Source organism: Leifsonia sp. NPDC058194 (assembly GCF_042883605.1).
Lineage (GTDB): Bacteria > Actinomycetota > Actinomycetes > Actinomycetales > Microbacteriaceae > Leifsonia.
Map to the genome: position 1 here is coordinate 55581 of NZ_JBHVVL010000004.1, position 15606 is coordinate 71186.

At 70.5% G+C, this 15606-nt stretch carries 10 protein-coding genes; 5 read left to right on the forward strand and 5 right to left on the reverse strand.

Features of this window, described 5'->3' with window-relative positions; translation table 11 throughout:
• Positions 1-20 precede the first annotated feature (20 nt).
• A complete protein-coding gene (locus ACFVU2_RS15195) occupies positions 21-401 on the forward strand; it encodes an ArsR/SmtB family transcription factor (RefSeq protein ID WP_387875891.1) in 381 nt (126 codons plus the stop codon).
• Entirely contained in the window at positions 398-1429 is a 1032-nt protein-coding gene (locus ACFVU2_RS15200) for a cation diffusion facilitator family transporter (RefSeq protein WP_387875894.1), read from the forward strand. Before ACFVU2_RS15195 ends, ACFVU2_RS15200 begins: the two co-directional genes overlap by 4 nt.
• Positions 1430-1469: 40 nt before the next feature.
• On the opposite strand, the gene ACFVU2_RS15205 is transcribed toward ACFVU2_RS15200, so the two are convergent.
• Positions 1470-1934 carry a GyrI-like domain-containing protein gene (locus tag ACFVU2_RS15205; protein WP_387875896.1) on the reverse strand — a complete coding sequence of 155 codons (465 nt, stop codon included), beginning with the start codon at positions 1932-1934 and terminating at the stop codon, positions 1470-1472.
• Between the two features lie 218 nt (positions 1935-2152).
• Here ACFVU2_RS15205 and ACFVU2_RS15210 point away from each other — a divergent pair, with 218 nt between their 5' ends.
• From ACFVU2_RS15210 to ACFVU2_RS15220, 3 genes are all read left to right on the forward strand, one after another.
• Complete coding sequence (locus ACFVU2_RS15210) at positions 2153-8338, forward strand: OmpL47-type beta-barrel domain-containing protein (RefSeq protein ID WP_387875898.1); 6186 nt, start codon at positions 2153-2155, stop codon at positions 8336-8338.
• 99 nt (positions 8339-8437) lie between these two features.
• Positions 8438-12181, forward strand: coding sequence for an OmpL47-type beta-barrel domain-containing protein (locus tag ACFVU2_RS15215; RefSeq protein ID WP_387875900.1), 3744 nt, complete (start codon positions 8438-8440; stop codon positions 12179-12181).
• A 110-nt stretch (positions 12182-12291) separates the two neighbouring features.
• Positions 12292-12966, forward strand: a complete 675-nt coding sequence (locus tag ACFVU2_RS15220; RefSeq protein WP_387875902.1) for a hypothetical protein — start codon at positions 12292-12294, stop codon at positions 12964-12966.
• A 19-nt stretch (positions 12967-12985) separates the two neighbouring features.
• On the opposite strand, the gene ACFVU2_RS15225 is transcribed toward ACFVU2_RS15220, so the two are convergent.
• The 4 genes from ACFVU2_RS15225 to ACFVU2_RS15240 all read right to left on the reverse strand — a co-directional run bounded on the left by ACFVU2_RS15225 (position 12986) and on the right by ACFVU2_RS15240 (position 15489).
• A complete protein-coding gene (locus tag ACFVU2_RS15225) occupies positions 12986-14050 on the reverse strand; it encodes a LacI family DNA-binding transcriptional regulator (protein ID WP_387875904.1) in 1065 nt (354 codons plus the stop codon).
• Positions 14051-14117: 67 nt separating this feature from the next.
• A complete protein-coding gene (locus tag ACFVU2_RS15230) occupies positions 14118-14429 on the reverse strand; it encodes a hypothetical protein (RefSeq protein ID WP_387875906.1) in 312 nt (103 codons plus the stop codon).
• Positions 14426-14740, reverse strand: a complete 315-nt coding sequence (locus ACFVU2_RS15235; RefSeq protein ID WP_387875908.1) for an AbrB/MazE/SpoVT family DNA-binding domain-containing protein — start codon at positions 14738-14740, stop codon at positions 14426-14428. The genes ACFVU2_RS15230 and ACFVU2_RS15235 overlap by 4 nt, the downstream gene beginning before the upstream one ends.
• A gap of 74 nt (positions 14741-14814) precedes the next feature.
• Complete coding sequence (locus ACFVU2_RS15240) at positions 14815-15489, reverse strand: BMP family ABC transporter substrate-binding protein (RefSeq protein WP_387875910.1); 675 nt, start codon at positions 15487-15489, stop codon at positions 14815-14817.
• Between the last annotated feature and the right edge of the window lie 117 nt (positions 15490-15606).

The window sequence follows — 15606 nt, forward strand, 5'->3', positions numbered from 1 at the left end:
CAGTGATCTTTAATCTGCGTATGCATGCAGATAAGCCGATATGCGGGCGTCTCCCTGATAGTCAGTACGTGGAACTCGCGGTCGAGGTGTTCGGGATGCTCGCCGACGCGACCAGGGTGCGGATCGTCCTGGCGCTGCGCGACTCCGGGGAACTGTCGGTGAACCATCTGGCCGACATCGTCGACAAATCCCCGGCGGCGGTCTCGCAGCACCTGGCCAAGCTCCGCCTGGCCAGGATCGTCGCGACGCGCCAGGACGGCCAGCGAGTCTTCTACCGTCTCGAGAACGAGCACGCGAGCCGCCTGGTGTCCGACGCGATCCTCCAGGCCGAGCACTCCCTCGGCGGGACCCCGCGCCACCACCACCGGCAGGACGGCGAGCCGGGAACGGATGCGGAGTGACGCACGAGCACGGCCACGACCACGCTCACGACCACGCTCATGACCACGCTCATGACCACGCTCACTCCCACCCCTCCGGACTGAAGGGCGTGCTCCACGGCCTGTTCGTGCCCCACTCCCACGACGCGGCCGACTCGATCGACGACGCGCTGGAGGCCAGCACCGAGGGCGTCCGCGCTCTGAAGATCAGCCTCTTCCTGCTGCTCGGCACGACGGTCCTCCAGCTCGTCGTGGTGCTCATCAGCGGTTCGGTCGCACTCCTGGCCGACACGGTGCACAACTTCTCCGACGCCCTCACGGCCATCCCGCTCTGGGTCGCGTTCGTGCTGGGGAGGCGTGCGCCGACCCGTCGGTACACGTTCGGCTTCGGGCGCGCCGAGGATCTGGCCGGGCTCTTCATCATCGTCGTCGTCGCCGCGTCGGCCGTGATCGCCGCCTGGCAGTCGGTCGAGCGCTTCTTCAGTCCCCAGCCGTTGCACAACCTGGGATGGGTGATCGCGGCCGGCGTCATCGGATTCCTCGGCAACGAGGCGGTCGCGATCTACCGGATCCGGGTCGGCCAGCGCATCGGCTCGGCCGCGCTCGTCGCGGATGGGGTCCACGCGCGCATCGACGGCTTCACCTCCCTGGCCGTGGTGGTCGGGGCGATCGGAGTGCTGCTCGGATTCCCGCTCGCCGACCCGATCGTCGGCCTCCTGATCTCCGCTGCGATCGTCGTCCTGCTCGCGGGAACGGTCCGCAGCATCGGCCGGCGGCTCATGGACGGCATCGAACCCGAGCTCGCGCATCGTCTCGAGCACGCCATCGACGGGACGCCGGGTGTCGACGCCTCCGCGTCGCCCCGCTTGCGCTGGACGGGCCACCGGCTCCACGGCGCGGTGACGATCGCCGTCGGGGACGTGTCGCTGCCGCAGGCGCGGGCGATCGCCGACGATGCGCTGCGAAAGGCCCGAGCCGCATTGCCCCACCTCGACGATCTCGATGTCGTCGCGGTCCCGGAGCTGCCGTCCGCCCCGACCGGGCGGTGAAGCGGGATGGGAGGCCGCCCGGCGCGAGGAATCGGACCCGTCAGGCGGTCGGCACCCGCGTACCGGCGACGAAGACCGTCGCCGTGCCGTCCGGCCGGTGGACCTCGACATCGACGGTGAAGGTGCGGCGCAGCGTCCCGTCGGCGGACTGCTGCCAGACCGACCCCCAGGCCCCGATGAGGGCGGACGGCATCTCGCCGGCGGCCTCGAAGGCGACCCGGGCCTCCCCATCGACCGCCACCACGACCAGCCCGACGGGCACCTCGCGGGGATCGTCGATGCCGACGCCCACGACCTGGGTGTACGCGCCGTCCTGATCGGACTCGTAGTCGCAGAGCACGGCGTAGAGTTCGTCTCCGCGACGGCCGGGGAGCGCGAGGAGGCCGGCGTCGGCCCCCGTCCGCTGCCACACGCCGGGGATGAGACCCCCATCGGTCGCCTCGGCGGCATTGTTCGTGCGGATGGCGTGGCCCGCGACGAAGGCGGGAAGCGGTGAGGACGTCACATCGATCAGCCTAGGGCCGCCCGGTCGCCCGTACACCCCTCCCTCACGTTCGCGTTTAGCTCCAGCGAAAGAGGTTTCGAAAGTCTATCGAGCCCGGAAAGGCCTGAATCGGTGGATCGAGTGATCCATTTCCGAAACTTTCCGAAAAGCATTGCGTCGATGTTCGACGGCCCGCTAGCCTCCCAGAGAATCCGTTCCCCTCTGGAGAGGTCTGTGCAGTGACGCACCCACCTAAGCGTTCCCCTATCCGCGGCCTCGTCGCCGCCTCGACCGCCCTCGCGCTCTCGGTGGCCGGCCTGCTGTCGGCTCCCGCCGCCCAGGCCGCCAACAGCGACCTGGGCTACCCGACCTTCACCGGGTCGGCCAATCCCATGCCCGACACCGGGGTGACCTACGACCCGCACAACGAGCTCGGCGCGATCTTCGACGCCGACGTCGCAGCGGGAGCCGGCAGCTCGCCGTCCACCGACTTCTGGTTCGACAAGATCCTCGCGCGCACCGGCACGAGCGGATCCTTCGGCGACAACAACCAATGGCTCTTCTCACGCGGACGCGCCGCATTCATGAAGGAGCACGACCCCGCCGTGCTCGGCTTCGGCGGACAGGTCGCCTACTGGGAGACGATCGACAACCGCGGTGCGTACGCCATCACGGTGAACGTCGGCGGAAACCCGGTGACGCTCACCGAGAAGACGGCGCAGCGCAAGCAGACGCCGAGCTACTGGCGAAGCGTCTTCGGCACGAGCGACTCGTCGCTGACGGTGACCGAGACGAAGTTCATCACCGACGCCAACGTCGCCGTGACCGAGGTGGAGCTCAGCAGCACGGGCGGCGCGAAGAACGTCACGCTCACCGCGGCCTCCCCGTACGCGACGACCGCCGACGGCGGGGAGCTCACCGGCGTGGTCAGCGCCTTCAACAACCTCACCACGATCTACCCGCGCTTCTCGGGTGACGGGTTCGCCCCCACCGCGGATGGCAAGCTCAGCGCGACCGTCGCCGTTCCGGCCGGCGGCAGCGCCACCACCAAGGTGCAGCTCGGCTTCGTGACCCCGGAGATCGCGCAGTCGCGCCCCGACTACGACGCGTACCGGGCGGCCACCCCGCAGGCGGCGTACACAACACACGTCACCGCGTACAACAAGTGGTGGGCCGACAACGTGCCCTACCTCGACACCCCCGAGGACAACATCGACAAGACGCTGTTCTACCGCTGGTGGCTGATGAGGTTCAACTACCTCGACGCCAACATGCCGGGCAACACGTTCCAGTTCCCGACCTCCGTGGAGGGCGCTCTCGGCTACAACAACGCCATCGTGCTCACCGCCGGCATGTTCCTCGACGACCTCAAGTACCTCCGCGACCCGGCCTACTCGTACGGCACCTGGGTGTCGGCGGGCGAGACCGCGAAGAGCGCGAAGTACGTCGACAACCCCGGCGACCCGGCCAACTGGTCGAACAGCTACACGCAGTACATCTCGGAGGCCGCCTGGCGCTCCTACGAACTGCACGGCGGCCCGACCCCGATCGCCGAGAACCTCGGCACCTACGCCGCCAACGACGTCACCGGGCTCATCGCGGCGTACGACACGAACAAGGACGGCCTGATCGACTACAACTGGGCCGCCATGACGGGCAACGACGCGGACGCGGTGTCGTTCGACGAGCGCCCCGGCGCCTCCATGGACCGCACCGAGAACGCGTACCTCTACTCCAACGCGCTCGCCGCGGCCAACGCCTTCCGTCAGGCCGGCGACACGGCGAACGCGACCAAGATGGACACGTTCGCCGCGAACATCAAGGCCAAGGTCCTCGAGCTGCTGTGGGATCCGAACGACAAGCTGTTCAAGCACCGCTTCACCAGCGACGGCAAGCTGGCGAAGTGGAAGGAGACCAACAACTACTACCCGTTCACCGTCGGCCTCGTGCCCAAGCCGGGCGACGCCGACTACACGCAGGACTACACGGCGGCCCTCCGGCTCTTCGCCGATGACGCGCAGTACCCGATCTTCCCGTTCTTCACCGCCAACCAGGCGGACAAGAAGGAGGCGGCCGCGGCCGGCTTCCCGGGCAGCAACAACTTCTCCGTCATCAACTCGACCGTCCTGTTCCGGATGTTCTCGTCCGTGCTGCGCGACTACCCGACCGATGCCATCACGGCCGAGTCGTACAAGAAGCTCCTCTACTGGAACGCCTGGGCGCACTACCAGAACGGCGGCGACAACCGCCTGCCCGACCAGAACGAGTTCTGGGCGGACGGCTCGGCCGACCCGCAGAACATCGGCTACCGGTCGTGGATCCACCACACGATCCTGGGTGCGACGAACTTCACGATGATCGAGGACACCATGGGCCTCCGTCAGCGCGACGACGCGAAGATCGAACTCGACCCGATCGACATCCAGTGGGACCACTTCACCGCGAACAACATCCGGTACCGCGACAAGGACCTGACCATCACGTGGGACCAGCCCGGTGGCACGCGCCACTACGGTTCGGCGGTCCCCGAGGGGTACTCGGTGTTCCTCGACGGCAAGCTGGCCTTCACGGTCGACAAGCTCTCGCACGTCGTCTACGACCCGACCACCGGGAAGGTCACCGTCCCCAGCGGCGTGAACGTGCTCACCGCGAACACGGACTCGGTCAAGGCTCCGGCCGAGGTGGCGTTCGCCGCCACCGACCGCGTCGTGGACCTGTTCGCCAAGGCCGGCGCCAACATCGACCCGGCCAGCAAGAGCAACGTCAACCTCGCTGCGGGCGCCGCGGTCACCGCGTCGTTCTCGGCCACCGGCCGGGGTCCGGCGGGCGCCGTCGACGGCACGACCATCAACGAGCCCTTCTGGGGCACGGCCGGATCGCCGAACGCGTCCGACTGGATCGAGCTCGACCTCGGCTCGCAGAAGGCGATCGACGACGCGCGCGTGTACTTCTACCAGTCGTCGTCGTCCGCCACGGTCGCGGGATACTCCGAGCCGCAGTCGTTCACCGTGCAGTACCTCGACGGCGCGACGTGGAAACCAGTGCCCGCGCAGGCGCGTTCGCCCCAGTACCCGCAGGCGAACTACAACGACATCCAGTTCCCGTCCATCACCGCCCAGAAGATCCGCGTGCAGGTGAACCACGCCTCCGGCGCCAAGACCGGCGTCAAGGAGGTGCAGCTGTACGACACCGGCATCGCAGCCCCGCCCTCGACCAACGCGGCGCCGTTCGTGGACGCGTACCGTCAGCAGGGCGCCGTGATCCCCGGCCAGGCGACACTGGTCGGCACGGTCAAGGACGACGGCCTCCCCGGCACCGGGGTGACCTCGGCCTGGTCGGTCGTCAGCGCTCCGGAGGGTGGCCAGGCGATCTTCGAGAACCCGGCCGCCGCCACCACCAAGGTGCGGTTCACCGCGGCGGGCGACTATGTGCTGCGGCTCACGGCGAGCGACGGCGAGAAGTCGGCGTCCAAGGATCTGACGGTCACCGGCGACGTCGCCTCCGGCGGCGTCAACATCGCCCCGTCGGCCAAGCCGACGGCCTCGGCCACGGCCAGCTGGAACAACGTCAACGCCGTCAACGACGGCGACGTGCTCTACTCCGGCGGCGCGCAGACGCAGCTCTGGGGCACCTGGTCGGGCAACCGTCCGGCGACCCAGTGGCTGCAGTACGACTGGACCAGCCCGGTCCGCGTCGACAAGGCCTCGGTGGCCTTCTGGTACGACACCGCCTCGACGACGGCGGGCGACGGCGTCGCCGTGCCGAAGTCGTGGAAGGTGCAGTACTGGGACGGCTCCGCGTGGGTCGACGTGCCGAATCCCGACGCCTATCCGGTGAAGCGGGACGCCACCAACACGGTGAACTTCGACCCGGTGACGACGACGAAGCTGCGCGCGACCTTCACGGCCGTGTCGAACGGCTCGACCAACGCGGCGCTCGGCGTCAGCGAGTGGGAGGTGTACGCGGAGGCCCCGGTCTCGATCGATCCGATCGATGCGCGCACCAGCGTCGGCACCCTGCCGGCCCTGCCCGCCACGGTGCAGGCCGTCTACTCCGACGGTTCGCGCCAGGCGCTCCCGGTCAGCTGGTCGCCGGTGACGGCAGACCAGGTCGCGGCCGAGGGCAGCTTCCCCGTCGCGGGCATCGTCGACGGCTCGCCGATCCCGGCGACGGCGACGGTATGGGTCCGCGCCACCCCGCCCGGCCAGATCACGACCGTCAACCCGGTCGCGGTCAGCACGCGGGCCGGAGTGAAGCCCGTGCTCCCGGGCACCGTCACCGTCCAGTACAACGACGGCTCGAAGCAGAGCGGCATCGCGGTGACCTGGCCGGTCATCGACGCGTCGCAGTACGCGGCGGCGGGCACCTTCACGGTGTCCGGCACCGTCGCGGGCTCGCCGCAGGACGCCGTCGCGACGGTCACCGTCACCGCGGCTCCGACTGACGACAAGACCAAGCCGACGGTCGTCATCGCCACCGACCCGGCGGCTCCGGCCTCCGGCTGGTACACGGGCCCGGTCTCCGTCGCGGTCACCGCGAAGGACGACACCGACCCGAGCCCGACGGTGGAGGCGAACGTCGACGCCGCCGGGTGGAAGCCCTACACCGCTGCGATCGCCGTCTCGGGCGACGGCACGCACACGGTGCAGGCGCGGGCGACCGACGCCGCGGGCAACGTCTCGATCGTCGCCTCGGCGACTCTCAAGATCGACACCGCGGCGCCGGCCGTCACTCCGGTCGCGAACGCATCGGAGCGGACGGTCAAGGCCACGGCGAGCGATGCCGGATCCGGCGTGAAGGGCGTCGAGTACCGGGTCGGCGACACCGGCGCGTGGCAGCCGTACACCCGCACCGTCGTCGTCGGGCTGGACGCCGTGAGCGTCTCCGTCCGTGCGACCGACGTCGCGGGCAACGTCTCGGCCGAGGCGAAGGTCGACCTGCCGAAGGACGACGGCACGGCGCATCGCAACCTCGCGCTGACGGCCACGCCGACCGCCTCCTACACGGCCGCCTGGAACGCGGTCGGCGGGCTCAACGACGACGTCACTCCGACGAAGTCGGGCGACGTCACGCCGAGCGACAACGCCAACGTGTGGGGCGCGTGGCCGCAGGTCACCGCTCAGTGGGTCCAGTACGACTGGAGCGCTCCCGTCACCGTCGGGGAGGCCCGTGCCTACTTCGTGTCCAACATGGATGCGAACGGCATCGGCATCGACCTCCCGAAGGCGTGGAACCTGCAGTACTGGGACGAGACGGCGGGCGCCTGGGCGGACGTCGTCGACGCCTCCTCCTACGGTGCGAAGGCCGACCAGTTCAACGTCGTCACCTTCACGCCGGTCACCACGACCAAGCTGCGGATGAACCTCACCCCGGTGGGCACGACCGAGAGCAACGGGAGCGTCGGCGTCAAGGAGCTGCAGGTGTGGGAGGCGACCGCCGAGGTCCCCGACACGCAGGCCCCGGTGGTCACGACGGGCGTCGCCCCCGCGACTCCGGTCTCCGGCTGGCACACGGGCGACGTCACGGTCACCGCGACCGCGCTGGACGACCACGACGGCGCCCCGGCGCTCGAGTACCGTGTCGGCGACGGTGCGTGGGCGGCCTACACCGCGCCCGTCGTGGTGAAGACGGACGGCGTCTCCACCGTGTCGTTCCGTGCGAAGGACGCAGCGGGCAACCAGTCCGAGCCGGTCTCCGTCGAGGTCAAGCGCGACACGGATGGGCCGCAGGTCACGGCGAAGGCCGACGCGACAGCCCGCACGGCGACCCTCTCGGCGACGGATGCCGCCTCCGGTGTCGCCTCGATCGAGTACCGCCTCGACGGGGGAGCGTGGACGCCCTACACGGCGGCCATCGCGTTCGGCGCCTCCGCGGTGACGATCGACTACCGCGCGACCGACATCGCCGGCAACGTGAGCACGGTGGGCACGACCGCGGTCGGGGCCGCCCCGACCACACCGCCGACCACCCCGCCGACGGACGGGCCGGGCACCGGCACGGTCACCGGCAAGGAGGTCGTCCACCTCGGCTCGACACGCGTGGCACCGGGCGGTCAGCTGGCCGTCACCGTCACCGGCGGGGCCGCGGGAGCGGTGTTCCAGGTGGAGCTGCACTCCGACCCGATCGTGCTCGGCACGCTGACGATCGGACAGGACGGCACCGGGACCGCGCTGTTCACCATCCCGGCGTACGTGCCCTCGGGAACCCACGAGGTGTGGGTCACTCTGAATGGCACCACCTACCGGGCGACGGTGATCGTCGCGGCGCCCGGCGCCACGGTGGACGAGGCACTCGCCTCGACCGGCAGCACGACCGACCCGACGGCGCCCGGCGCTCTCGGTGCGGCCGCCATCCTGCTCGGTGTGCTGGCCCTGGCCGCGACGGTGATCATCCGCCGCCGCCGTCTCGGAGCCGACCGGCACTGAGCGCAGCAGGGGAGGTGCGGTCCGGCGACGGCCCGCACCTCCCCTCGCCCTGCCTCCCGCGGTCGCGGCGGGCACCACGGAACGCAAGGAGGCCTCCCGTTGAACCGCCGTCTCACCGCCGCTGCGCTCGTCGTCGCACTGGCCGGCTCCGCACTCGTCGCGCTGGCCGGGGTCTCGCCCGCCGCCGCCGTCACGAAGAATCCCATCCTGGGCGACGGGAGCTCCTACTCCGCCGACCCCGCCACGTTGGTGGACGGCGACACCCTCTACATCTACGCGGGCCGCGATGAGGCCGGCCCGACGCAGAACGATTTCGTGATGAACGAATGGCAGGCGTTCTCGACGACCGACCCGGACGCCGGCGCCTGGCAGCACTATCCGAGCCTGATGCGCCCCGAAGACGTGTTCGCCTGGGCGACGCCCGGCCGGGCCTACGCCGGGCAGGTCGTCATCGGAGCCGACGGACGCTACTACTGGTACGTCCCGGTCGCGCAGAAGACTCCCGGCTCGGCCGACGCGTTCGCGATCGGCGTGGCCGTCTCCGACACCGCGCTGGGGCCGTGGACCGACTACGTCGGGGCGCCGATCGCGTCGCAGGCGTTGCTCGGCAACGACATACAGAACATCGACCCGACCGTCTTCACCGACGACGACGGACGGGTGTACATGTACTGGGGCACATTCGGGCAGCTCCGCGCCATCGAGCTGAAGCCCGACATGAAGACCCTCGTGGGCGCGCCGAAGACGATCGCGGGTCTGCCGGGGTTCTTCGAGGCGCCCTGGCTGTTCAAGCGCGGCGCCACCTACTACCTGGCGTACGCCGGCAACAACGTGGGCTCGACCTGCACCCCCGCGGTCTATCACGCGTGCATCGAGTACGCGACGAGCTCCAGCCCGCTGGGCCCGTGGACGTTCGGGGGCACGGTGCTGCCGCCGGTGTCCTCGACCACCAGCCACCCGGCGATCACCGAGTTCAAGGGCCGGTGGTACATCGTCTACCACACGGCCGATGCGGCAGGCGGGAACCACTTCCGCCGCTCCGTCGCCATCGACGAGGTCACCTGGGACGACTCCGTCAGCCCGGCGCGGATGAACCTCGTGACGCCGACGCCGGTGAAGGGGGCCGACCTCACACCGCGCGCGAACGTCGCCCCCTGGGCCGCCGCGAGCTCGTCGAACCAGCCCGTCCCGTCGCAGTACTGGATCAAGGCCCTGAACGACGAGATCGTCCGCCCGAACCCCCTGCCGCCGGACATGTGGGGCAACTGGACCGGCACCCGTCCGGCCTCCGAATGGGTCCAGTACACCTGGCCGCAGCCCGTGACGGTGAGCAGCGCGGAGATCAAGTTCTGGCGTGACACCGCTCCGGGCACCGGCAACGGAGTCTCCGACCCTGCGTCATGGCTGCTGCAGTACTGGGACGATGCGAGCTCGTCCTGGCTGCCCGTCGTGCACCCGAGCGGGTACGCGACCGGCACGGCGCAGCTGCAGAAGACGACGTTCGACGCCGTCACGACGACCAGGATGCGCGCCGTGATCAACGCCGCCCCGGGCACGGCGACGCCGACGACCTACTCGGGCGTCGCCGTCGAGGAGTGGAAGGTGAACGCCGTCCAGCCCACGGGATACGCACCGATCGCCGTGAGCGCGACCGTGGGTCAGCTGCCGACGCTTCCCGCCTCGGTGACCTTCGTGCTGCCCGGCGGCGGGTCGACCAGCTCGCCCGTGACCTGGGACGCGATCGATGCGGTGGAGGTGTCGCGGCCCGGTTCCTTCACGGTGACCGGGTTCGCCCCCGGCTACGCGGCCGGCCGGGTGAGCGCCCAGGTGACCGTGGTCGGCGACGGTCCGACCGGCCCGGACACGGCGGCGCCGACCGTCGCGCTCACGGTCACCGGCGACGGCGGCACGGACGGCTGGTACCGTTCGGCGGCGACCGTGCGTGCCTCCGCAATCGACGACGTCGACCTGCGGACCCGCATCGAGGTGCAGATCGGCGACGGCGCGTGGACGGCGACGGACAACGTCCGCTTCGTCGACGTGCCGATCGCCGCGGAGGGGACGACCGCACTGCGGGCTCGAGCGACCGACGCCGCAGGCAACGTCTCGGCGGTGGCCTCCACCTCCGTGCGGATCGATGCGACGCCGCCGGTCGTGACACCCGCCCTGAACGTGGCGGCACGCACCGTCGCGCTGTCGGCGTCGGACGCCGGCTCGGGAGTGGCTTCGGTCGAGTACTCGCTCGAGAACCGCGTCTCGTGGAAGCCCTATACGGCTCCGGTGCCGCTCGACCGCGGCGCGCACGTCGTGAACTACCGCGCGACGGATGCGGCGGGCAACGTCTCGGGCATCGGTTCCGTCACCCTCCCGGCCGACGACGCCACGCCGCTCAGCGGGAACATCGCACCGCTCGCGACCGCGACCGCGTCGTACAGTTCGCCGTGGACCTCCGTCGGCGCGATCAACGACGGCTCCGACACCGCGGCGAACTGGGGCACCTGGCCCGAGGTCGGCCGGCAATGGGTGCAGCTCCAGTGGAAGCGCATCGTCACGATCGACCAGATCGGCGCCCTGTTCTTCGCCGACTCGGCGGACTCCGCCAACGGCGGTGTCATCCCCCCGAAGTCCTGGACGGTGCAGTACTACGACCTCGCGACCGGCGCCTGGGTCGACGTGGACGCGGACGCCGCCGCGTACATGCGTGTGCGCGACGCTTACAACACGGTCGGCTTCACCGCGGTCTCGACCGACCGCGTGCGGCTCGTGATGGATGCGTGGGGAACGGCCTCCGCCGGCGGGTCGTCGGGCCTGTGGGAAGTGTCGGCCCGTGCGGCCGAACCGCCCGCGGACACGGTTGCGCCGACCGTCGACGTGCAGGTCGCGCCGTCGGCGCCCGCGTCCGGCTGGTACGCGACGCCGGTCGTCCTCACCGCGTCCGCGGCGGACGACCGCGATGCCTCGCCGTCGATCGAGAAGATGGTCGCGGGTTCGGACGCGGCCGCCGGGTGGACCGCCTACGACGGACCGGTCACCGTGAGCGCCGACGGCGTCGCGACGGTCTCGTTCCGTGCGACCGATGCGGCCGGGAACGTGTCCGCGACCTCCTCCTCCACGGTGCGGGTGGACCGGACCGCGCCGGTGACGACGGCCACGGTGTCCTCATCGGCCGACGGATCGGCGACCGCCGCGTTCACCGCGGTGGACGCGTCCAGCGGCGTCGCCCGCACCGAGTACGCCGACGGCGGCGACTGGGCGGCCGTTCCGGCCGGCGGGGTCGTCGTGACCGGGCCGGGCATCCACACGCTCGCCTACCGGTCGGTGGACGTGGCAGGCAACGTGGAGGCGCAGCGCACCATCGCCGTCGACATCCCGGTCGCGGCCGGGCCGGCCGTGACCGCCGGGAGCATGACCGCCATAGCGGGAGGGTCGCTCGCGCTGAGCGGCACCGGTTTCGCTCCGCGCTCGGAGGTCGTCGTGGCCATCCACTCCGACCCGATCGAGCTGGCACGCGCCACGACGGACGCCGCCGGCGCGTTCGCCGTCACCGTGGTGATCCCCGCCGACCTCGCCCCGGGGGCGCATACGATCACCGCGGACGGCGCCGGCCTGCACGCCGAGTTCGCGCTCACCGTGGCTCCGGCCGTCGTCGTCGGCGACGGAGGCGGTGTCGGGGGCGGCACCGGTGGCCCGGTCGCGGCAGCAGCGGCCGGCGACCCGGCCGCCCTGGCCCGGACCGGCGTCGACGCGACGGTGCCGATCGGCCTCGCCCTGCTGCTTCTCGTCGCGGGTGCGGCCCTGCGGCTGCGACGGGCAGGCTCGGGAAGGAGCACCGGCCGAACGTAATCGCCCCGGTGCGCCGACGCACGAGGCGCCTCGACCGGGGCTTACATGTGAAATGCTATCAGGAAGTTCCGCTCGGCGCAGTCTCTTGTGTCGCTCCCCTGAGGTATTCGATGTTCATTCTGGGCACGTCCGTCCCCTTCGCTCTTCCACACCTCGTGGGTCCGGAACGGTTCGCCGTCTACGTCGACGACTCGGAGCGGTCGGAGGCTTCCGCGTGGCGGCTCTACTGCTGGAACATCGAGGCCTCCGCCGCGGTGCTCGGCGCTTACGCGGCGCTCGAGGTCGGCGTGCGCAACGCGATGCATACCCAGCTGGGCGCGATGCACGGCAGGCCCGACTGGTGGCACGCGGCGGGATTGCGCTCCAACGAGCGGACTCATCTCGAGGAGGTGACAGTTCATCTCGACCGTCGAAAAGGCGCAGGCGGGTGGGGCACCGGACACGTTGTGGCGGAGTTGAGATCTGCCTTCTGGGAAGGCCTCCTCGTGAACCGATATCACGCTTCTCTCTGGGAGCGTGGGCTGCGACGTGCCTTCCCGCACTTCGACGGTCGACGCGGCGAGTTGCGCGCCCGTTTGGAGCGGCTTCGGCTTCTGCGGAATCGGGCCGCGCACCACGAGCCGATATATGCACGCGACCTCCAGGTGGATCATCGAGTCATGTGCGAGATCGCTGGATACGTCGATCCCGGACTCCGCGTGTGGATCGCTTCGCACTCCCGACTTCCTCGGGTTGTCGAGAGTCGGGCACGCACCCTTGCAGGCCATCGGCCGACCCGCTTCTAGAACGTGCGATCGCTGCTTGCTACACCGCGCCCAGCGTCGATCCGCGCACCACGAGGCGGCAGGCGACCGTGTGGGTGCCGCCCGCCGGGCGTCCCTCGATCGCCTCGCCGAGAAGGCGGGCGGCGGTGCGGCCGAGCTCCTGGAGGTTGGAGTCGACCGTGGTGAGCTGCGGGCGCGACTGGGTGGCCAGCAGCTCCCAGTTGTCGTGGCCGATCACCGAGATGTCGTTCGGCACGTGCCGGCCGAGCTCGCGGAGGGCGTCGAGCGCGCCGCGGGCGACCTGATCGGACCCGCACACGATGCCGTCGATCTCGGGGAACCGGGCGAGCAGCGAGCGTGCGCCCGCGCGCCCCCAGATCTCGCTCCACGCGCCGTAGAGGGCGTCGCCGCCCAGCAGGTCCATTCCGTGGGCACGGAGCGCCTCGCGTGCGCCGGCCACCCGTTCGCCCGCCGCGGTGAAGGACGGGTCCCCCGAGAGGTACGCGATGCGGGTGCGGCCGCACGCGACCAGGTGCTCGACGGCCATCCGCCCGGCGCTGACGTTGTCGTTGACGACGGACATGTCGCGCGGGTCGCGGGACGGCGCGTACGCGTAGACGACCGGCACCGGGAGGTCGCCCAGGGACGCCCGTGGGTTCGTCGTGTCGCCGACGACGATCAGGCCGTCGACGCGGCGGGAGAGCAGGGCGCGGATGTGGTGCTGTTCGCGGATCGCGTCCCCGCGCGCGTCGCACAGGAACACCGACATGCTGCCGGCGCCGAACGCGTCCTCCGCGCCCATCAGCACCGGGATGGAGAAGCGGCCCTCGAGGTCGTTCGTGAGCAGCCCGACGGTGCCGGTGCGCCCCGCGAGCAGCCCCTGCGCGAGCGAGTTGGGGGTGAACTTCAGGCGTGCAGCGGCCTCCTGGACCCGCTCCCGGGTCTCTTTGCGCACGTCCGCGCGACCGTTCAACGCCTTGGAGACGGTCGGGATGGAGACGCCCGCCAGGGCGGCGATCTCCTTCAGGGTGGCCGGGCGGCCGGAGCGGCGGTCGGCATCTGCCTTGTACGCGTCGCCACCGGAGGGTGCGGAGTCGTCGAGCATCGCCCTCCCCGTCGCACGGATCCGTTCTGAGCAATGATAAGTCGCCGCGGGTACGCCCGGCCTCACCTCACGGCTTGCGATACACGCTGTGGTCGCCCACGCGCCGCCAGCGGCAGTGGAGTTCGCCATCGACGGTGACGAGCTCGAAGGTGGCGCGGCCGTCGGGAGAGGCGAAAGACCACGTCATCTCGTAGATCCCGGGAGCCCCGCGCATCGACTTCACTCGGAGAGCCGCGGGCCATCCACCGGCGGGGTTCGCTGCGAATGCGTCGCACGCGGGAGCGAAGCTCGTCCGGATCACGTCGCGGAACGTGTTCTGGTGCTCGGTCTTGAGACGCTTGAAATCGGTGTCGAACGAGGGGGTCCGCTGAAACTTCACTGAGCGGGGTGCTCTTCGCGGGCGAGCTGGTCGAGGGAGGCGAGGAAGTCGTCGGTCGACGCATCGGTGCTGATCGCTCCGGCAGCGACGTGCTCGTCGACCTCGCGCTCGCGCTGCTGCCAGCGATCCGTCCAGAACCACGCCTGGTCGGCGGGCACGGGAACCGTGGGCCGCAGTTCGATCACGCCGTCTTCACGTTCGGTGATCTCCATCTGGACACCGGCGCCGTCCAGACCGCGGCGACGACGCAGTTCAGCAGGAAGGGCGACGAGGCCGCGCCCCTGCATGGCAACGAATCCATGGAAGGTCATGCTGTCCATTTTACGGCAAAGCGGCAAAGCGGAAGAGATGTTTTGCTGAAATGCAGTAATACTGTCGCTGTTGGTCACCCCAAGTGGAGGACGATCCCCGTCAGCCCGTGCAGCACGCTCGCGACTCCGGCCGAGACGGCGTCGGCCGCGCGGGCCGGGGTGACGGACGACGGGACGCGGTCGTCGTCGGTGCTGATGCCCGTCCCGCGGAAGCTGGCGCCCTGCCAGACGACCGAGGTGGCGTTGCCGGTCGGCTCGGGGAGCTCGGCGCCCACCACGAGGAACTGCTGGTGGAGGCTCTGCGCCGTGATCAGGGAGAAGACGTCGACCACTCCGGCACCGGCCCCGACGATGAGGTCCGGGGACTTCTCGATCGCGCGCAGCAACTGCGTCTGCACCTCGTCGTCGCCGGTCGCCGTCAAGGTGGTCAAGACGACGTCGCGTCGGCCGGCCCACTGGGTCACCCCGCTCGCGAGGGTCTTCGTCGCGGCGTCGTCCCCCGCGGTGATCAGGACGACCTCGTAGCCCGCAGGGGGCTCCACGCCGTTCCACGATCCGGGCTTCGGGTCGATCGTCGCCTCGGGCGTCGGCGTCGTCACGCTGCCGAGGAACCCGGCACCCAGCGGATGCAACGACGCATCGCCCGTGCCGACGGGAGCCGGGGCGGCCGTCGCGCACCCCGAGAGCGTCAGGCCGGCGGCGACGCTCAATGCCGTGACGAGCAGGGGGAGGGGGCGGGACCTGGGCACGCTCCGACGCTCCCCGACCCGCGGGGCGACCCGATGACCCCGCAGCGCCGGGACGGTGAACGGGAGGGAAACAGTCGGTCGCGCACGGCGTCCGCGCGATCATCGCGTTCCTCGCCG